The 17,958-nt window shown below is 68.9% G+C and carries 20 protein-coding genes and 1 pseudogene; 7 read left to right on the forward strand and 14 right to left on the reverse strand.

The genetic code is table 11. The features are described from left to right. Window positions 1-6: 6 nt before the first annotated feature. Window positions 7-792, reverse strand: coding sequence for an AraC family transcriptional regulator (locus OG555_RS08490; RefSeq protein WP_329482253.1), 786 nt, complete (start codon window positions 790-792; stop codon window positions 7-9). Between the two features lie 100 nt (window positions 793-892). Between OG555_RS08490 and OG555_RS08495 the strand changes: the two genes are divergently transcribed. Both OG555_RS08495 and OG555_RS08500 read left to right on the forward strand, forming a co-directional pair. Next, complete coding sequence (locus OG555_RS08495) at window positions 893-1,756, forward strand: phytanoyl-CoA dioxygenase family protein (protein WP_329482254.1); 864 nt, start codon at window positions 893-895, stop codon at window positions 1,754-1,756. Continuing rightward, window positions 1,753-2,046, forward strand: a complete 294-nt coding sequence (locus tag OG555_RS08500) for a hypothetical protein (RefSeq protein ID WP_329482255.1) — start codon at window positions 1,753-1,755, stop codon at window positions 2,044-2,046. Before OG555_RS08495 ends, OG555_RS08500 begins: the two co-directional genes overlap by 4 nt. A 40-nt stretch (window positions 2,047-2,086) precedes the next feature. Here the strand turns inward: OG555_RS08500 and OG555_RS08505 are convergent, their stop codons facing one another. Beyond that, a complete protein-coding gene (locus OG555_RS08505; RefSeq protein WP_329482256.1) occupies window positions 2,087-3,100 on the reverse strand; it encodes a lactonase family protein in 1,014 nt (337 codons plus the stop codon). 17 nt (window positions 3,101-3,117) lie between these two features. Further along, complete coding sequence (locus OG555_RS08510; RefSeq protein WP_329482257.1) at window positions 3,118-3,654, reverse strand: GNAT family N-acetyltransferase; 537 nt, start codon at window positions 3,652-3,654, stop codon at window positions 3,118-3,120. A gap of 19 nt (window positions 3,655-3,673) precedes the next feature. Here OG555_RS08510 and OG555_RS08515 point away from each other — a divergent pair, with 19 nt between their 5' ends. Then, complete coding sequence (locus OG555_RS08515) at window positions 3,674-4,522, forward strand: arylamine N-acetyltransferase family protein (protein WP_329482258.1); 849 nt, start codon at window positions 3,674-3,676, stop codon at window positions 4,520-4,522. Here the strand turns inward: OG555_RS08515 and OG555_RS08520 are convergent. From OG555_RS08520 to OG555_RS08550, 7 genes and pseudogenes are all read right to left on the reverse strand, one after another. Then, window positions 4,519-5,970: an NADH-quinone oxidoreductase subunit N gene (locus tag OG555_RS08520; RefSeq protein WP_329482259.1), complete on the reverse strand. Its 1,452-nt coding sequence runs from the start codon at window positions 5,968-5,970 to the stop codon at window positions 4,519-4,521. The two genes, OG555_RS08515 and OG555_RS08520, sit on opposite strands and share 4 nt — an antisense overlap. Further along, complete coding sequence (locus OG555_RS08525; RefSeq protein WP_329482260.1) at window positions 5,967-7,484, reverse strand: complex I subunit 4 family protein; 1,518 nt, start codon at window positions 7,482-7,484, stop codon at window positions 5,967-5,969. Before OG555_RS08525 ends, OG555_RS08520 begins: the two co-directional genes overlap by 4 nt. After that, window positions 7,481-9,244 carry an NADH-quinone oxidoreductase subunit 5 family protein gene (locus OG555_RS08530; RefSeq protein ID WP_329482261.1) on the reverse strand — a complete coding sequence of 588 codons (1,764 nt, stop codon included), beginning with the start codon at window positions 9,242-9,244 and terminating at the stop codon, window positions 7,481-7,483. Before OG555_RS08530 ends, OG555_RS08525 begins: the two co-directional genes overlap by 4 nt. Further along, window positions 9,241-9,597: an NADH-quinone oxidoreductase subunit NuoK gene (nuoK, locus tag OG555_RS08535; protein WP_329482262.1), complete on the reverse strand. Its 357-nt coding sequence runs from the start codon at window positions 9,595-9,597 to the stop codon at window positions 9,241-9,243. Before nuoK ends, OG555_RS08530 begins: the two co-directional genes overlap by 4 nt. 1 nt (window position 9,598) lies before the next feature. Next, window positions 9,599-10,093: an NADH-quinone oxidoreductase subunit J family protein gene (locus OG555_RS08540; RefSeq protein ID WP_329482263.1), complete on the reverse strand. Its 495-nt coding sequence runs from the start codon at window positions 10,091-10,093 to the stop codon at window positions 9,599-9,601. Between the two features lie 140 nt (window positions 10,094-10,233). Beyond that, window positions 10,234-10,425 (reverse strand): annotated as a pseudogene (locus OG555_RS08545) (4Fe-4S binding protein); the annotation flags it as partial. Between the two features lie 231 nt (window positions 10,426-10,656). Beyond that, a complete protein-coding gene (locus tag OG555_RS08550; protein WP_329482264.1) occupies window positions 10,657-11,415 on the reverse strand; it encodes a methylenetetrahydrofolate reductase in 759 nt (252 codons plus the stop codon). 75 nt (window positions 11,416-11,490) lie between these two features. Between OG555_RS08550 and OG555_RS08555 the strand changes: the two genes are divergently transcribed. Further along, entirely contained in the window at window positions 11,491-11,751 is a 261-nt protein-coding gene (locus tag OG555_RS08555; protein WP_329482265.1) for a hypothetical protein, read from the forward strand. 29 nt (window positions 11,752-11,780) lie between these two features. On the opposite strand, the gene OG555_RS08560 is transcribed toward OG555_RS08555, so the two are convergent. Together OG555_RS08560 and OG555_RS08565 are read right to left on the reverse strand one after the other, a co-directional pair. Beyond that, on the reverse strand, window positions 11,781-12,983 hold the full coding sequence (locus OG555_RS08560; protein WP_329482266.1) for an RNA polymerase sigma factor: 1,203 nt from the start codon (window positions 12,981-12,983) through the stop codon (window positions 11,781-11,783). Then, window positions 12,980-13,324, reverse strand: coding sequence for a YciI family protein (locus OG555_RS08565; protein WP_329482267.1), 345 nt, complete (start codon window positions 13,322-13,324; stop codon window positions 12,980-12,982). Before OG555_RS08565 ends, OG555_RS08560 begins: the two co-directional genes overlap by 4 nt. 180 nt (window positions 13,325-13,504) lie before the next feature. Between OG555_RS08565 and OG555_RS08570 the strand changes: the two genes are divergently transcribed. Further along, the gene (locus OG555_RS08570) at window positions 13,505-14,755 is read left to right on the forward strand and encodes an MFS transporter (RefSeq protein WP_329482268.1); all 1,251 of its coding nucleotides are present in this window, start codon (window positions 13,505-13,507) and stop codon (window positions 14,753-14,755) included. 51 nt (window positions 14,756-14,806) lie between these two features. On the opposite strand, the gene OG555_RS08575 is transcribed toward OG555_RS08570, so the two are convergent. Continuing rightward, window positions 14,807-15,124: a nucleoside triphosphate pyrophosphohydrolase gene (locus tag OG555_RS08575; RefSeq protein WP_329482269.1), complete on the reverse strand. Its 318-nt coding sequence runs from the start codon at window positions 15,122-15,124 to the stop codon at window positions 14,807-14,809. Between the two features lie 300 nt (window positions 15,125-15,424). On the opposite strand from OG555_RS08575, the gene OG555_RS08580 reads away from it, so the two are divergent. Continuing rightward, the gene (locus tag OG555_RS08580) at window positions 15,425-16,456 is read left to right on the forward strand and encodes an RNA polymerase subunit sigma-70 (RefSeq protein WP_329482270.1); all 1,032 of its coding nucleotides are present in this window, start codon (window positions 15,425-15,427) and stop codon (window positions 16,454-16,456) included. 45 nt (window positions 16,457-16,501) lie between these two features. After that, window positions 16,502-16,948 carry a DUF6069 family protein gene (locus OG555_RS08585; protein ID WP_329482271.1) on the forward strand — a complete coding sequence of 149 codons (447 nt, stop codon included), beginning with the start codon at window positions 16,502-16,504 and terminating at the stop codon, window positions 16,946-16,948. A 45-nt stretch (window positions 16,949-16,993) separates the two neighbouring features. Here OG555_RS08585 and OG555_RS08590 read toward each other — a convergent pair whose 3' ends face one another. After that, window positions 16,994-17,941: a complex I subunit 1/NuoH family protein gene (locus OG555_RS08590; protein WP_329482272.1), complete on the reverse strand. Its 948-nt coding sequence runs from the start codon at window positions 17,939-17,941 to the stop codon at window positions 16,994-16,996. Window positions 17,942-17,958: the final 17 nt, after the last annotated feature.

The raw sequence follows: 17,958 nt of genomic DNA on the forward strand, positions 1-17,958 counted from the left end.
CGCACGTTAACCCGCGGCGACCGGACCGGCCACCGCATTACGGATCGCGCGGGGTGAGCCGCCGAGCTCGCGACGGCAGGTCTTGTTGAAGGCCTGGAGGTCGGGGACGCCGACCGACGCCGCGACGGCGGGGATAGAGAGGGTCGACGAGACGAGCAGGTGACGGGCGCGAGCCATTCGGCGACCCCGGATGTAGGCGATGACCGTCTGCCCGGTCTCGGTCTGGAAGAGGCGCGTCAGGTGGTTGTGGGAGACACCGGACAGGCGGGCCAGCGTGGGGATGGTGAGGGGTTGGGCCAGGTTGGCCTCGATATAGGCGATGGCGGTGGAGACCGCGGGGTGCCGCGAGTCGCCCTCGGTGGTGACCGCGTGGAGGTCCACGATCCGCCACAACGCCGTCCACACCTCGGCCGTCATCCGCGTGGACCCAGACGGCGAGGCCTCGACAGCCGAGCGCAACAGACCTGACAGCACCGGCGCGGCATCCCCGGCGTCCTGTACGACGGGGACGTACGACGGCTCGCCCGTCACCACCGGCCGGAAGTGGGCGTAGAGATGCTCGGACCGGCCGCGGTAGTCGAATTGCACCTGCGTCCCGGCCGGGGTCAGCGACACGTATCCCGGCGCCACCGAGTACGTCGTACCGGCGACTTTGAGATCGGCCGAATACGCGTACACATGCAGCTGCCACAGGTCCGGCAGCCGGAACACGTCCCGCAGGCTGCGGACGCCGTGAATCCCGACGCCGACGCTCACCACCTCCGGCGGAGCGGCCAAGTGCAGTTCGATCATGGTGAGAAATTACCACTAGTGGTGAACACAGCCCACGCGAGTAAGCGCTGTCCGAACTTAGCCTGGTGGAGTAGTAACCACCACCCCGAGAGGGAGTCTCATGCCCCATCCGCATCAGAAGAACCTGCTCACCTCGGTTCAGATGGCGCATTTCGTGGCCACCGGGTCGCTCCGGATGGACGCCGTCGTACCGGAGGAGATGAACCAGCAGGCGATCGAGGTCCTGAAGGCCGGCATTCCCGGCGTCCCCTACGGCACCCCGCTGTCGGAGGCGTTCGTGGACAGCGAGTTCGTCCAGCGGCTGGTGCAGCTGCCCGAGGTGGCCGGCGCGATCCACAGCCTGGTCGGGCCGGAGCCGACGGTCGACCACCACGCCGTGCACATCCGCAAGGCCAACGAGGGCGAGGCGCAGAACCTGCACGGTGACGCGATCATCGACGTCCGCCCGGACGCGTTCGACGTCCAGCTCATGTACTACCCGCAGGACGTGACGCTCGAGATGGGCGGCACTCTGAGCGTGCCCGGCAGCCACCTGCGCCGGACCAACGAGTCCGACACCGGCCGGTACCAGAACCTGCTCGGCCAGACCCGGCTGGTCTGCCCGGCCGGCACCGTGCAGCTCCTGCACCACGGCATCTGGCACGGCGGCCGGAAGAACGACAGCGCCATCGACCGCTACATGTTCAAGATCCGCTTCAACCCGACCGTCCGCCAGGTCCGGTTGTGGAACCTCGAGGACCTGTACGACGACGAGGTCGCGCGCGAGCTCGACCAATCGTTCCCCTGGTACGAGAACGCCACCGGCCGGCTGGAGAAGTACAACCGGATCAAGCTGTGGCAGGCACTCACCGGTGACGACACCTTCGACCCGGAGTACTGGGTCACCAGGGTTTCGAACCGCCCGCAGCGCGTGGTCACCCAGCGCAGCCTCAACCCGCACGCCGCGAAGAAGGAGATGGCATGACCGCCACCGCCCCCATCGGACAGCAGACGCTTCGCCAGCAGGTGCTCGTCCTCTACCTGGCCTCGTCCGCGCTCGACTCCCGCGTCGTGGGGTGGTCGGAGTACGACGGAACCGGCGAGACGCACCCGACCACGGGTGACAGCGACGAGCCGCCGTACGCGACCGGACTGGACGCGCTGAAGGACGGCTGGCGGTTGTTCCAGGCCGCGCAGCTGCTGCCGCCGCAGCCGGGTCACGAGTACGACGTGTCGTTCCTCAAGCACGAGTTCTTCTTCGAGAAGCTCGCCTGAGCTGACCAGGGCCCCGGCAGCGCGCCAGGGCCCTGGTGCGTCACACCGGGAGGATGCAGACCGGCTTCGGCCAGCTGACGGGGTCACCCTCCTGGGTGAGGCGGCCGTCGGCGATGGTGAAGGTAGCGATCTGGTCGGAGCGCTCGTTGGCGGCGTACAGCCGGGTGCCGTCGTTGCTGAAGGCAAGGTGCCGCGGCCAGTCGCCGCCCGCGCCGATGGTCTGCACCAGTTCGACCGACAGGCCGTCGGCGGCGGTCGAGAACACCGCGATCGTGTTGTCGCCGCGGTTCGAGCCGTACAGGTACCGGCCGTCGGCGGAGATCAGCAGCTCCGCCGGGAAGTTCTCACCGGGCGAGTCCGCCGGCCGGGTCGACGCGGTCTGCACGACCTGCAGCTTCCCGTCCGCGTAGCCGCACACGGTCAGCGTGGAGTCGAGTTCGTTGATCACGTACGCCGCTCCCGCGCGTGGGTGGAACACCATGTGCCGCGGACCGGCGCCCGGATGGATGTGCAGCCGGTCGACTTCCTTCAGCTGCCCGTCGTCGGTCAGCGTGGACGTGTAGACGGTGTCCGAGCCGAGGTCGATGTCGAACACGTACGCACCGGCGGGGTCGAACGCGATCTGGTGGGCGTGCGGCCCTTCCTGGCGCTCAGCGTTCGGCCCGGTCCCGGAGCGCTGGAGGAACTGGGTCGCCTGGCCGAGCGAGCCGTCGTCCTGAATCGGGTGGATCGCGACGGCGCCCGAGGTGTAGTTGGCCGACAGCAGGTACCGCCCGGACGGGTCGATGTCCAGGTGACACGGGTCCGCGCCGCCGCTCGGCTGCTCGTTGACGAACTCCAGCCCGCCGTCCGGCTGGACCGCGAACGCGCTGACCCGGCCACCGTGCACCTCGCCGGTCGCGTACAGGAACCGGCCGTCCGCGGACCTGACCAGGAACGACGGATCGGCAGTCGTCACCACCAGCTCGATCCCGTCGAGAGGCCCGAACCCGATCCCGTCCCCGGCACCCGGCTGACTGGTGTAGCTCCCGACATAGATCCGCTCAGAAGTCATGGGCCTACCCTGCCAGGTCAGTGGCCGAGTGGCACTCCCAGGTTCAATCCGTAGAGCGCGGAGTCCCAGCCCAGGTCGGGCACCAGCACCTTCCACCCCATCCGCCGGTAGAGCCTCGGCGCCGGACGGTCGTCGGCGAACGTGGTGAGCAGTGCTTTGCGGTTCGGCAGGTCGGTCATCAGCGCGGCCATCAACTCGGCGCCGACCCCCTGGCGTTGTGCCTCGACAACCACCGCAAGCTCGACCACCTCGAAGTGACCGCCGATCCACTCGTCCGCGAGCTCCGGACTCACCGCCGCCGCGACCCGGTCCGACCACCACTGTCCGCGATGCCCGGTGAACCCGTACGCGAACCCGGTCAGCTTGCCCGCGTCCCGGGCCACCACGAGTTTGAAGTCGTCGCGTTGGGAGTGCAGCGGGATCTGTTCGGTGGCGAACTCCTCGGCTCGCGCCGGCTCCTCGTCGTACCCCGGAGCGCCGAAGGCGGACAGGTAGACGGCGCCCAGCTCGGGGGCGGCGTGGATGGCTTCGGCTGGGGCGAGGACGTCGATCACCTGTCATAGCCTAGGCCGAATGGACACTGAGGCATTCCTGAAACGCATCGGAGTGACCGGGTACGACGGTCCGCCGCGGCTGGACGGTTTGTCCGAGCTGCACGCAGCCTTCGTGGACCAGGTGCCGTACGAGTCGGTGCAGTATCAGCTGGCGCCGGGCGGACCGCTCGACCCGGAGGAAACGGCGAAGCGGATCATCGCGTGGGAGACCGGGGGATACTGCTTCCAGCTGAACGGGACCTTCGCCCTGCTGCTCACCGAGCTCGGCTACCGCGTGACGATGCACCGCGGCGGGGCGGAGACCCCGACCCGCGCCGGCGATGTCGACGCCAGCCACCTGGTGCTCACCGTGAGCGGATTGGTCGAGGATCCGGACCGCGTCTGGCTGGTCGACGCCGGCCTCGGCGAGACGCTGCGCGAGCCACTGCCGCTGGAGCCGGGCACCGCCTATCAGGAGCCGTTCAACCTCCGCTTGCGTCCATCCGAGAAGACCGACGGATGGCGACTCGACCATGACCCGCGAGCCAACATGGTCGGCATGGACTTCGAGTCCGCCGCAGTGGGCCTCGACGCCTTCGCCGCTCAGCACGCGAACCTCTCGGCCAACCCGGACTCCCCCTTCCGCCGCCTGGCCTCCGCCTTCCGCCGCAAGCCAACCTCAGTGGTCGTCCTACGCTCCGTCGGCCTGATGGAGACGTACGCCGACCGCATCGACAACTCGATTATCGAGAACCCGACCGACTACTTCGCCGTACTCGCCGACGTCTTCCACCTCCCACTCCCCCACCTGGACACCCCTCAACGCAACGAGCTCTGGCGCCGCGTGTGGTCGCAGTACGAGGACTTCCTGGCCAAGCAGACCAGTTAGGTGGCCAGGGCGAAGAGGGTGCTGGGGAGGATGGAGAAGACGGCGGCGATGGCGGCGCAGATGGAGATCATGGTGACGGCAGGCGTCTCGATGTCGACGGAGAAGGGGTCGTCGGCGGGGAGGCGGAAGAGTTCGGCGACCCAGCGGAGGTAGACGGCCAGGCCGATCATCACGTTGACGGCCATCACGATCGCGAGCCAGCCGAGATGGGCGTCGATGACGGCCTGGAAGGCGGCGAACTTCGTGAACAGGCCGGCCAGACCCGGCGGCAGACCGGCGAGGACGACGAGGAAGAAGATCAACGCGGCGGCCAGTCCGGGCTCGGAGCGCACCATCCCGCGGTAGTCCGTCAGCAAGCCACCCGGCCGATGCCGCTGAACCACGGCGACCGATCCGAACGCGCCGAGTGTGACGACGACGTACGCCGCCAGATACCCGACGACCGCCTGGGCATCGCCGACCGCGAGCGGCGCCAGCAGGAACCCGACCTGACCGATCGACGACCACGCGAGCAGCCGGACCGCCTCGACCTGACGCAGGGCGGCCAGGTTCCCGACCGTCATCGTCACCGCGGCCAGGATGGCGATCACAGTCCGCAGGTTCGACCCGTCCGGTGCGATCCCGGCCGTGACGAGGACCAGCAGACCACCGACGCCGGCCGACTTCGACACCACCGCGAGGAACGCCGTGACCTCGACCGGCGCACCGACGTACGTGTCCGGCAGCCAGGCGTGGAACGGCACCGCCGCGATCTTGAACGCGAACCCGACGATCACGAACAGCCCGGCCGCGAACGCCACCCGGCTCAGGTCCGGATCGAGCCCGCTCAGCCGGTTCGCGATCGTGGTCAGATACAGCGACCCGGTCACGCCGTACAGATAGGAGACCCCGAACAGCATCACCGCTGTCGACAGCACCGACACCAGGAACGCCTTCAGTGCACCCTCGGATCCGCGGCGATCCCGGCGCAGCGCGACCATCGCGAAACTCGGCAGCGACACGACCTCGAGCGCGATCACCATCGTGGCGAGATCGCGCGCCCCGGCCAGCACGGTCGCACCGACCAGCACGCTCAGCAGCAGGAAGTGGTACTCCCCGATCGGGATATCCGAAGCCAGCAGCCGGTACGCCGACAACCCGACGACTCCGAGTCCGCCGACCAGCAACACCGCCCACAGCCCAGCAGTCAACGGCTCGAACACGAAGCTGCACTCGGCCGGCCCCTCGACCGCCGGATGGCAGAACGCCGGCTTGAAGTCGTCCCGCTGCGCCCAGGCGAACACGACCCCGAACAGAATCACCGCTGCCGTGAGCAACGTGACGACCGTGTGCCGGAGCTGCTGCGGGGCGCTGCGCCAGAAGCTGTCGACCAGCAGTACGGCGACCGCCCCGATCGCCAGCACCAGCGGTACGGCGATCGCCTGCCAATCGGTCCAGTGCAGGGTCACAGGGTCACCCACTGATGCAGAAGGAGTGCGGGCCATACGCCGAGGAGGACGGTCAGTGTGATCAGCGGGGCCCAGGTGATCAGCTCGATGCGACTGAGATCGACGGCGAACGCGGCCGGTGGGTTCTCGGCCGGGTCACCCTGGCAGAGGTCGCGGATCAGCCGGAGGAAGTACGCCGCGGTGAGCACGGTGCCGAGTCCTGCGATCACCATGAACACCAAATAAGTTGTCCGAGGCAACACCGGGGCCGGGTTGTAAGCGCCGAGCAGGACCAGCATCTCGCCCCAGAACCCGGCCAGCCCCGGCAGCCCGAGCGACGCCAGACAGGCGAAGGTGAGCAGCGCGCCGATCCGCGGCAGCCGCGCGTACAGCGCCCGGCCGATCGCCCGCAGATCGCTGGTGTCGTGCCGGTCCTTGATCGCACCCGCCAGGAAGAACAGCAGACCGGTGATGATGCCGTGCGCGATGTTCGCGAACAGCGCGCCGCGCAGCCCGGCCGGCGACAGCGTCGCGATCCCCAGCACGATGAAGCCCATGTGCCCGACGCTCGAGTACGCGATCAGCCGCTTCACGTCGGTCTGCGCCAGGCACGCCAGCGACCCGGCGATGATCGCCACGACGGCGAAGCCGGCCAGGTACGGCGCGATCGTCACGGTGGCGTCCGGCAGCACCGGGACCAGGATCCGGATCAGGCCGTACGTCCCCAGCTTCAGCAGCACGCCCGCAAGAATGACCGACCCGACCGTCGGCGCCTTCGCGTGCGCGTCCGGGAGCCAGATGTGCAACGGCCACAGCGGCACCTTCACCGCCAGGCCGACCGCGATCAGCAGCGCCGCGGCCAGGGGTACGCCGTGACCGCCGAGCACCGGCTGGTTGCTCAACTGGACGATGTCGAACGTCCCGGCCCGCCGGAAGACCAGCAGGAATCCCAGCAGCATCAGCGCCGACCCGAGCACGGTCATCAGCACGAACGTCAAGGCCGCCCGCTTCCGGCCGACCGGATCGTGGTCATCACCCCAGATGTCGATCACCAGCCACATCGGGATCAGCACGATCTCGAAACAGACGAAGAACAGGATCAGGTCCATCGCGGAGAACGTGCCGATCACACCGGCCTCGATCACCAGGAGCAAGGCGATCAGCGACCGGGTCCGGCCGATCCGCGGCGTGATCTTCAGCGAGTACAGGCAGCAGAGAAAGGTCAGCAGCGCGGTCAGCACGATCAGCGGCATCGAGATCGAGTCAACCCCGACGTGGAACCGCACTCCCAGCGCAGGAATCCACGGCACGTCGGTCACGGCCCGGAGCGGCCGGACGTCCTCGTTCTGCAACGGGGCGTAGGCGAACCATCCCCCGGTCCGCGGCCAGAGCACCACCGACCCGACCAGCACCAGCCCCGAGATCACCGACCCGTACGCCGCGGCAAGTCGATCACCGATGCCGGCCGGGATCGCCCACAACGCCAGCGCGGCCAGGATGGGCAGGAGCAGAATCGCCAGCAGAATCGCGTTCACGAGCCGATCACCCCAGCAAGCACCGCGAGCGCGACCACGCCGATCACGGCCGCGGTCAGATAGGTCTGCACGTTCCCGGTCTGCAACCGCCGGAGCCCCTGCGACAACAGCGTCCCGGTCCGCCCAGCCGCCCGCACATAGCCCCCGATCACGTCCCGGTCCCCCGCCACCGTCAGCTTCGCCAACCACCGCACGGGAACGACGAACAGACCGTGGTACGCCGTGTCCACGCCGAACTCACGTTCCAGCACCACCGGCCGCGGATCCGCACCCCGCGACCACAACGAGTACGCCGGGATCGCGCCGAGCACCACGAGTGCGGTCGACACCAACCCGACCACCCAGTTCAGCTGCAGGCCGTCGACGTACCCGAGGACGATCGAGGCGATCGCCAGCAGCACCATGGGCGCGAGCATCACCCACGGCGCGTCACGCAGCTTCGAGGTGTCGGGCTCGTCGAGATCGGCCATCGCGTCGTCGTCCTCGAAGGCGCCGTGCGCACCGGCGAGCGCCGGCGTCCGGAAGAACACCCACAACCACAACCGCACGCAATAGAAGGCAGTCAACGCCACCGTCAGGCACACCGACACGAGCACGATCCACCCGACGACCGAACCGTCGCGCGCGTGCTCCCAGGCCGCCTCGATGATCGCGTCCTTGGAGAAGAACCCGGCGAACCCGGGCACGCCGGCCAGCGCGGCGAGCCCGATCGTCATCGTCACGAACGTGACCCGCAGCGCCTTCCGCAACCGCCCGCGGCGCGTGTAGCGGCGCAGTACGACGAACGCCGCGCTGCCGACCTGATGCAGCAGCACACCGGCGCAGAGGAACAGCAATCCCTTGAACGCCGCATGCGTGACGAGTTGGAAGAGCGCTGCGTGCCGGCCGTCCGCCGTACCCAGGGAGAGCGCGGCGAACATGATCGCCAACTGGCTCACCGTGGACCACGCGAGCACGCGTTTCACCTCGACCGCGGCCATCGCACACAGGGCGGCGAACAGCATGGTCACGCAGGCGATCACGGCCAGCACGGTCAACGTGGTCTCGGAGGCGGAGAAGATGGTGTAGAGCCGGGCGATCAGGAAGACGCCGGCGGCAACCATCGTCGCCGCGTGGATCAGCGCGCTGACCGGGCTCGGGCCGGGCATCGCGTCCGGAAGCCAGGTCTGCAAGGGCACCTGGGCCGACTTGCCGACCACGCCGACCAGGAGCAGCAGGGTCCCGGTGGTGAGGACGCCGGACGAGATCGCGGCCGGGTCGAGCTCGGAGATCCGGAAGGTCCCGGCGCCGACGCCGAGCACGAAGATGCCGAACAGGAACCCGACGTCGCCGAGCCGGGTCATCAGGAACGCTTTGACCGCGCCGTACCGGGCGTCGCGCCGCTCCCAGTAGTGACCGATCAGCAGGTACGAGCAGGCGCCCATCATCTCCCAGCCGATCAGCAGGAGGAACAGGCTGTCCGAGATCACCACGGTCACCATCGCGGCGGTGAACAGCGTGACGAGCGCGTGGTACGACGCCGGGCGCTCGTGCAGGTAGCCGAGCGAGTAGACCTGGACGCAGGTCGCGATCACGCCGACGACCGCGAGCATGACGACCGTCAGGTCGTCGGTGCGGACCGCGAAGCCGATGGTGAGGTCGCCGACGGACGAGTTGAGGAACGCGGCCTGATCCGGACTGGCGCCGGACAGCAGGGCGGCGGCCAGGATGTCGAGCAGCGAGAAGCCAACCCCGACGACCCGCCAGACGGTCGCGATCACGAGGCCTTCTCCGGCTCGACCGCGGCATCCAGCTCGACCGAGGGGTCCTGTTCGGCCAGGTCACGCGCCGCGTCGGCGTCGACACTGCCGTGACCGCGGAACAGCAGCAGCACGATCGCCAGCCCGAGCCCGATCTCGGCCGCGGCCAGCGTGATCACGAAGACCGCCAGCGTCTGACCGGTGGCCAGGCCGTCGAGCCGCCAGGCGTCGAACGCGACCAGGTTGAGGTTGACCGCGTTGAGCATCAGCTCGAACGAGATCAGCAGCGTGATCGCATTGCGCCGGGCGAGCACGCCGTACACCCCGATGCAGAACAACGCGACCGCCAGCAGCAGGGGGAGGATCAGCGGCACGTCAGTCCTCCTTCTTGCGCTGGGACAGGGCGATCGCACCGACCAACGCAGCGAGCAGGAGCACCGAGAGCACCTCGAACGGCAGCACCCAGGTCTTGAAGATCGAGGTCCCGACGGCATCCGGCGATCCGTCCGGCACGGCCCTGACCTTCTCGTTGCCGAAGGCAAGCACCACGCCGGTACCCAGCAGGATCGCCAGCACCCCCGCGACCACCGCCGCGAACGGGCTGCGGCCGGAGGTCAGGCCGGGCAGCGGGTTCGTCGGCGCCTTGGTCAGCATCAGCGCGAAGAGCACGAGTACGACGATCGCGCCGACGTACACGAGGATCTGGACCAGCGCGACGAACTCGGCGTGCAACGCGCCGAAGCAACCGGCGACGGCGCCGAGGGCAACGACCAGCCAGAGCGCGGCGTGCACGATCCGGCGCGAGGTGACGACGAACACGGAAGCGACGAGTGCGACTGCTCCGGCGACGCTGAAGAGGGCAGTCGTCACGCCTCGTCCTCCGGCGCCGGAGTGACCGTGGGGCCGGGGTCGATCGGCTGCGGTGCGGGGACGGTCCACATCCAGTCGCGGAGGCGGTCCTTCTCGTGCGTGAGGTTGCGGATATCGGTCTCGGCGTACTCGAACTCCGGCGACCAGAACAGGGCGTCGAACGGGCAGGCCTCGATGCAGATCCCGCAGTACATGCACAGGCTGAAGTCGATCGCGAACCGGTCCAGCACGTTCCGGCTGCGCTCGCGGGCCTGCTCACCGACCGACGGCGCGGTCTCGGTATGCGAGTCGATGTAGATGCACCAGCTCGGGCACTCCCGGGCGCACAGCATGCAGGACGTGCAGTTCTCCTCGAACAGCGCGATCACGCCCCGGCTGCGCGGCGGCAGCTCCGGCTGGACGTCGGGGTACTGCTCGGTGACGGACCGGCGAGCCAACGTCTTCGCGGTGACCTTCAGCCCCTCGATCAACCCCTTGCCAGGGACACCCACCTTCCACCTCCCGTCGTAACCCGCTGCTAGCAGGACACTAGTCGGTTCCGGCTCATTCCGGTGCCACCCACCTCAGAGTTCCCGCTCGAGCCGGGCAGCAACCTGGCGGTAGCGGCTGACCGGTATCAGATGAACGCCGTCGAACGCCCCGGAGTCACGGATCTTCAGAATCTGCTCGCAGGCATGGTCGACACCGGCATCGCGATCCCGCTCGACGGCGTCGATCAGCGTCTCCGGGATCGAGAGCTGGGGCAGGGCCGCCAGGTTGTGGGCCATCTTCGCGCTCGCGAGCACCATCACCCCGGCGTACACGGGGATGTCGAGTACGACGCTGTCCCGCCAGCGCAGCAGCTCGTCCAGGTCGTAGCTGACCTGCACGTACAGGAAGTCCGCCTCCGCCTTCCACCCCGGCACCGGCCGCAGCCGCGTCGCCGCGCCGACCTGGAACGGACTGCAACCCGGGTACGACGTCGCACGCGCCTGCTCGATCATCGTCCGGACCGTCAGCTGGCTGGTCCGCGCGCCCTCGGCCGGGTCGTCGCCGTGCACGAACAGGAACTGCTCGACGCCGTACGCCGCCGCCGTCAGGAGATCTCGCCGGAAGCCCAGGAGGTTGCGATCCCGCGAGTTCAGGCAGGCGATGCCGCGCGAACCCATCGCCTGGACCTCGTTCGCCACCGCGACACTCGACACGGTCGCCCGGCCGATGTGGTTGTCCGGGATCAGGAAGGCGTCAGCGATCGGACTCATCACCCCGATCTGGTGCCGCACCTTCTTCAGATCCGGCCGCGTCGGCGGCTCCACCTCACACACCAGCTCGAATCCCCGCACACCTGAGACCCTACTGAATCCGGCGGCGCGCCCGGTCGGGATTCCACATCGCGGCGGCGCCCTTACCTTGGTGACATGGGCAGCCGTGAAGCGGTGTCGGGCGCGGTGTTCGGCGCGTTCGCGATGGTTGTCGTCAGCATCGCCTTCGCGTGGTTCGCCAGCGGCCCCGACCACCAGGACTGGAGCCACTCCGCCATCGCCCTGGCCCCCTTCGCAGCCCTCTTCGGCGCCGCCGCCGGCGCCATCGGTGGGTTGTTGCTCCGCGTGACCCGCCCACCGGCGCGGCGTTCGCCGTACACCACCCGCCGCGACCGCGAGAAGCGCAAGCACCGCTAGACCGCGCGGGTCGGTGGACCGCAGGTGATCTAGAGGGTGTCGAGGCGGGACTGGAGGAAGTTCTGCTCGGCCTGGTTGATGGTGAGCTCCAGGGCGGCGGCATAGGAGGTGCGGGCGTCGGCGGGCCGGTTCAGTTGAGTGAGCAGGTCCGCGCGGATCGCGTGGAAGAGGTAATAGGAGCCCAGGTCCAGGTCGTCGACAGCGGTGAGGGCCGCGGCGGGGCCGTGCACCTCGGCCACCGCGACGGCTCGGTTGAGGGCTACGACCGGGGTGGGGTCGAGGGTGAGCAGGTGGTCGTAGAGCTGGAGGATCTGGCGCCAGTCCGTGTCTTCGGCGGTGGCGGCGTCGGAGTGGACGGCGTTGATGGCGGCCTGGAGTTGGTACGGACCAGGGTGGTTGCGGCGGAGGCAACGGCGTACCAGGTCTTGGCCTTCGTCGATCAGCGCGCGGTCCCAGAGGTCGCGGTCCTGGTCGGAGAGGCGGATCAGCGAGCCGTCGCGGGCGACCCGCGCCGGGCGGCGGGACTGCTGCAGGAGCATGAGGGCGAGCAGACCGACGGCCTCGGGCTCGTCGGGCATCAGCTCGACCAGGAGTCGACCGAGACGCAGCGCCTCGGTGCTCAGTTCGTCGCGGACGAGGCTGTCGCCGGACGAAGCGGCGTACCCCTCGTTGAAGATCAGGTAGACGACGGCGAGTACGCCGCGGACGCGCTCGGGCAGATCGGCTTCGTACGGGACGCGGTACGGGATGCCGGCCGCGCGGATCTTCGCCTTGGCGCGGACCAGGCGCTGCGCCATGGTCGGCTCCGGGACCAGGAACGCATGGGCGATCTCGGCGGTCGTCAGCCCACCGAGCATCCGCAGGGTGAGTGCGACGCGGACGTTCAGCGCCAGCGCCGGGTGGCAGCACGTGAAGATCAGCCGGAGGCGGTCGTCGTGCACGGCGCCCTCCTCCACTGGTTCGTCCTGGGCATGCAACAGCGCCGCCTCGGCCTGCTTGTCCGCGCGCGCCGACTCCCGCCGCAGCCGGTCGATCGCCCGGTTCCGCGCGGTCGTGATGATCCACCCCGCCGGGCTGGGCGGTACGCCGATGTCCGGCCACTTCTCCACCGCCGCCGCGAACGCGTCCTGCACTGCGTCCTCGGCGATCTCGAGGTCCCCGAACACCCGGGCAAGCACAGCCACCGCCCGCCCGTGCTCAGCCCGAAACACCCCGGCGATGTCAGGAGTCACGACTGAAACGGCCTCACCTCGACCGACAGCGGACTCAGCACCTTGGCCAACCGCCGAGCCCAGCCCAGCGCCGCATCAAGGTCGTCGACATTGATGACCGTGAACCCGCCGAGGTGTTCCTTTCCCTCGGTGAACGGCCCATCAGTCACCAGCACCTCCCCCTGCGACGCCTTCAACACCGTCGCCGTCTCGGGCGGATGCAACCCGGCCGCGAACACCCAGACCCCCGCCGCCCGCATCTCCTCGTTCAGAGCCTGCAGATCCCGCAGGATCGGCCCCAGCACCTCAGGCCCGGGCGGCGGCCCATCCGGCTGGTAAATGCTAAGCAGGTACTGATTCATCCCAACCTCCTGGTGAGTGCTGTCACCACCTACACGAACTACGCCGTTCCAGATCGACACCCGCGAACACACTAGTTTCAGCGCCGGCCCCAGGGCTGGCGCCACCGGCCGCGCGACCCGTGGTTGTGCACGTGGGCAGTACTGGCGCGACCGAGGTCGTCGGCGCAGACGATCGGTGACATGACCACTTCAACTGTCCACATCGAACACGCGCCCGCGACCGGGGAGACGAGGCGGGGACGACTGAGCCGGTCCGCCGGCTTCTGGGCGATCGCCGCGAGCATGGCGATCCTGACCGCCTTCTCCACCGCGCCAAGCCCGCTCTACGGGCTCTACAGACGACAGGACCACCTGTCGTCGATCACCATCACCGTCGTGTACGCCGTCTTCGCCGCCGGGGTCGTGACAAGCCTGCTCCTCGTCGGCCATGTCTCGGACTGGTACGGGCGACGGACCGTGCTCCTCCCCGCTCTACTGACGGGCCTGGTGGCTGCGCTGATCTTCGCGACGTCCACCTCGCTTCCTGCCCTGTTCGCCGGGCGAGTGCTGACAGGACTGGCCCTGGGGGCGGCCACCGCCACCGCCGGCGCCTACCTCACCGACCTGGACTCGGGGCCGAACGGTGTCCCGACCCGGCGATCGCAGATCGTGTCCACGGTCGCGAACGTCGGCGGCCTGGCGGTCGGGCCCCTGGCGGCCGGGTTGCTCGCGACGTACGTACCCAGCCTCCCCCGGCTGATCTACTTCACCTTCGCGGCGCTGTTGGTGCTCGCACTGGCCGCCACCTGGCGGTCTCCTGAGGTCAGGTCGCTGCCTACGCCCCGGCCCCGCTACCGCCCGCAACGGCTGGCCATTCCTGGAACCGCCCGGGCCCAGTTCAGTGCGGCGCTCACCGGCGATTTCCTGGTGTTCACCGTGTACGGCGTGTTCGCGGGGCTGGCCTCCGCGTTCCTGTCCGGGCCGCTGCACCGCTCCTCGCCCGCACTGGCCGGCCTGACCGTCTTCATCGCCTTCGGCGTCGGCGCGCTCACTCAGGTCACGACCGCGACCTGGCCACTGCGCCGCCTGCTCGCGCTCGGCATTCCCGTGCTGATCGTCGGGCTGACCGTGATCGTGACCGCGGCGTGGGTGCACCCACCGAGCCTGGCCTTCTTCCTGACCGGCGCAGCCCTGGTGGGAGTCGGGAGCGGCAGCATCTTCCGGAGCATGCTGTCGGTGGTCATCTCGACCGCACCGCCCAACGAACGTGCCGCCGCCCTCGCCCTGTTCTTCGTCGTGGGCTACGTCGGCCTCTCGGTCCCCGTCGTCGGCGCCGGAATCGCACTGCAGTACGTGACCTTCAAGGTCATCCTCCTCACCTTCGCCATCCTCGTAGCCGCCGGCGTCCTCATCGCCTCGCCACTCTTACTACGCCTCTCCACAAAGAACTGAAATGGCAACTACCGACACGGCCAGTCAGTGGTGGTGGCAGTCCAGTCACCGTCAGCGGAGACCCGTCCATACGATCCGTTCGGCGAATCCGCCCCGCTGGCCGGCCTTGTCCTCGCGCACTCGCTCCAGTTGAGCCTTGTCGGTCCCCAGGTCGGTGGCGAGCGCGTACACGACCTCCAGCACGTCCGCGAGCTCCTCGATGGCATTCTCATCGTCGGCGGCGAGAAACTCGCCAACCTCCTCGGCCAACTTCTCCCGCAGCCGCAGGCGGTACTCGTTCGGCTCCGCCCGATAGGTGACCGGCTCCCCACCGCTCGCACGAATGATCTCGGGAATCCGATCCCTTACCAGCTTGGCGTCCGCACTCATCTCTTCCTCCGCACCGTCAAGGATCGATCGGCCGCGCGAGCCATCTCACGGGCGTGGACCAGTGCACCACACCGACAACGCCACTCCCAGCCTTACCGGATCACCGAACGCCGTAAGCCTGGGTCGACGACGTCGCCCGGCGATTCACCGCACTGCACATCGAGCCATCTCCAACCTGACGGTGCAGGTCGGTGGCGTGGCGAAGAGCGCTCAGCCGTGCCGACCGACCCCAGTGATGAGTTGTCGCGCCCACACCCGTCATACCTACGACGGGACACGACGAGACGGAAGGATGACTTGATGAGTGCGGACACATGGCTGGAGGAGCTGGGCGTGAGCGGGCTGGGCGGGAGTGGTCTGGGCGGGAGTGGTCTGGGCGAGGTCGACGAGCCGGCGTTCTCGGGGCTGGTGGAGCGGCACCGGCGGGAGCTGCACGTGCACTGCTACCGGATGCTCGGGTCGTTCGAGGATGCCGAGGACACCGTGCAGGAGACGTTCCTCCGTGCCTGGCGGCGGCGGGAGACCTTCGAGGGGCGGTCGACGTTCCGGGCCTGGCTGTACCGGATCGCCACCAACGCCTGCCTGGACCTGCTTGCCAAGTGCCGCCCGGAGCCTGCGACCGGCGGCGAGGTGCTGTGGCTGCAGCCCTATCCGGACCGGCTGCTCGACGAGCTGCCCGCGGGCGACGCGGACGAGCCGGAGACCGTCGCCGTGGCGCGAGAGACGATCGAGTTGGCCTACCTGGTCGCAGTCCAGCACCTCGCGCCGCGCCCGCGGGCCGTGCTGATCCTTCGGGACGTGCTCGGCTGGCCGGCGAAGGACGTCGCGGAGCTCCTCGGGGACTCCGTCAACTCCGTGAACAGCGCGCTGCAGCGGGCCCGCTCCGGCCTGCGGGAGCACCTGCCCTCCGAGCGGCAGGACTGGACCGGCGGCGGCGAGGAGGACGCCGGGACGCGCGAGCTGGTACGCCGGTACACCGACGCCAGCGTGGCCACGGACATCGACAGCATCGCCGCACTGCTCCGGGACGACGTCCGCTGCTCGATGCCGCCCACGCCTGGCCTGTACGTCGGCCGCGACGCGGTCGTGAACGACTGGGTCGAGAGCGGCTTCGAGGGCATGAAGCACCTGCGCGCCGTCCTCACCTCCGTGAACCGGCAGCCCGCCGTCGCCTTCTACCTCTGGCAGGAGCGGGAGGGCGCGTACCTGCCGCTGACGATCGACGTCCTGCGTATCACCGGCGGGGCGATCACCGAGATCGTCACGTTCCACGCCGACCAGTTCCCGCGACTCGGGCTGCCGGAACGCCTGCCGGCGGACTGCACGGAGTAGTCCCGGTGTGCACGCTCGCCAGTCACCGAACGATGGAGGAACAGCATGAATGACACCGGGGCCGTCGCAGGCCCGGCATCGGGCCAGACCAGCCACACCCACCGACTCCGCGGGCTCGCCGGTACCGGCTTGATTGCCACGCTCGCAGCGATTGCAGCCACCACTCTCGCCGCTGCGCTTGCCCAGGCCGTTGGCGTCGACTTCGAGGTCTCCGATGGTGGCGAGACGATCCCGTTGTCCGGGATCGCCGTGGTGACCGGCTTCTTCTCGGTCGTGGGCGTCGTCATCGCCGTCGCTCTTCTTCGTTGGAGCGCTAACCCGGCCAAGCGATTCGTGTGGACGGCAGTGTCGCTGACCGCGATCTCGTTCGTCCCACCCCTCCTCTCCGGGGCGAACACCGCCACCACTGCCGCCCTTCTCGGGCTACACCTCGTCGCTGCGACGGTGATGATCCCCACCCTGACGCGGAGCCTCCGCACCCGAACCGATTGACGATCCCGCAACGGCGTTCTTTGCCATTTGCCCGCGGGGCTTGCCTTAGAAGACGGTGACGCCGATGCCGGTGAGGGCGAGTTGGAGTAGCGCCACCGGCACCAGGCCCTGCCAGGCGAGCTTCTGCAGCTGGTCGGCGCGCATCCGCGGGAACGAGACCCGCACCCAGATCACCACGAGGGACACGAACGCCACCTTGACGATCGTCCAGATCCAGCCGATCGACTCCGGCCCCGGACCACTCCAGCCGCCGAGGAACAGCACCGTGGTCAGACCCGCGAGTACGACGATCCCGGCGTACTCGGCGAGCAGGAACATCGCGAACCGCAGCCCGGTGTACTCCGTGTACGGACCGAAGATCACCTCGGAGTCAGCGACCGGCATGTCGAACGGCGGCCGCTGCAACTCCGCCAGCCCCGCAATGAAGAACACGACCATGCCGGGCAGCTGCCAGAGCAACCACCACGGGTTCCACGCGTGCGCGATACCGGTCAGGTTGAGCGAGCCGGCCGCGACCGCGACGCTCGCCGCGGACAGCACGAACGGAAGCTCGTAGCTCATCAGCTGCGCCGCGACCCGGAGCCCGCCGAGCAGGCTGTACTTGTTGCCGCTCCCCCAGCCGGCCATCAGCGAGCCGAGTACGCCGATGCTCATCACCGCGAGCACGAAGAACAGGCCCGAGTCGAGGTCCGCGCCGACGATGCCGGGCGCGAGCGGGATGGCGGCGAGCGCGGCCAGGTACGGCAGCAGCGCGACGATCGGCGCCAACTCGAAGACCCGCCGGTCCGCGGCGGTCGGGACCACGCTCTCCTTCTGGACGAACTTCACGCCGTCCGCGACCAACTGCGCCCAGCCGTGGAACGCGCCGGCGTACATCGGGCCGAGCCGTGACTGCATGTGCGCCATCACCTTGTGCTCGGCCTGACCGACCAGCAAGGGCGCCACCAGGAAGGCGACCAGGACGCCCACCACCCGCACCACGAACTCCAGCATGACCGCACCCTATCGAC

Source organism: Kribbella sp. NBC_01484, assembly GCF_036227145.1.
Taxonomy (GTDB): Bacteria; Actinomycetota; Actinomycetes; order Propionibacteriales; family Kribbellaceae; genus Kribbella.

Excerpts from the sequence above, each read along its gene's own strand:
- OG555_RS08490 (WP_329482253.1), bottom strand. The coding sequence starts at position 792 with ATGATCGAACTGCACTTGGCCGCTCCGCCGGAGGTGGTGAGCGTCGGC.
- OG555_RS08495 (WP_329482254.1), top strand. The coding sequence starts at position 893 with ATGCCCCATCCGCATCAGAAGAACCTGCTCACCTCGGTTCAGATGGCG.
- OG555_RS08500 (WP_329482255.1), top strand. The coding sequence starts at position 1,753 with ATGACCGCCACCGCCCCCATCGGACAGCAGACGCTTCGCCAGCAGGTG.
- OG555_RS08505 (WP_329482256.1), bottom strand. The coding sequence starts at position 3,100 with ATGACTTCTGAGCGGATCTATGTCGGGAGCTACACCAGTCAGCCGGGT.
- OG555_RS08515 (WP_329482258.1), top strand. The coding sequence starts at position 3,674 with ATGGACACTGAGGCATTCCTGAAACGCATCGGAGTGACCGGGTACGAC.
- OG555_RS08555 (WP_329482265.1), top strand. The coding sequence starts at position 11,491 with ATGGGCAGCCGTGAAGCGGTGTCGGGCGCGGTGTTCGGCGCGTTCGCG.
- OG555_RS08565 (WP_329482267.1), bottom strand. The coding sequence starts at position 13,324 with ATGAATCAGTACCTGCTTAGCATTTACCAGCCGGATGGGCCGCCGCCC.
- OG555_RS08570 (WP_329482268.1), top strand. The coding sequence starts at position 13,505 with ATGACCACTTCAACTGTCCACATCGAACACGCGCCCGCGACCGGGGAG.
- OG555_RS08575 (WP_329482269.1), bottom strand. The coding sequence starts at position 15,124 with ATGAGTGCGGACGCCAAGCTGGTAAGGGATCGGATTCCCGAGATCATT.
- OG555_RS08580 (WP_329482270.1), top strand. The coding sequence starts at position 15,425 with ATGAGTGCGGACACATGGCTGGAGGAGCTGGGCGTGAGCGGGCTGGGC.
- OG555_RS08585 (WP_329482271.1), top strand. The coding sequence starts at position 16,502 with ATGAATGACACCGGGGCCGTCGCAGGCCCGGCATCGGGCCAGACCAGC.
- OG555_RS08590 (WP_329482272.1), bottom strand. The coding sequence starts at position 17,941 with ATGCTGGAGTTCGTGGTGCGGGTGGTGGGCGTCCTGGTCGCCTTCCTG.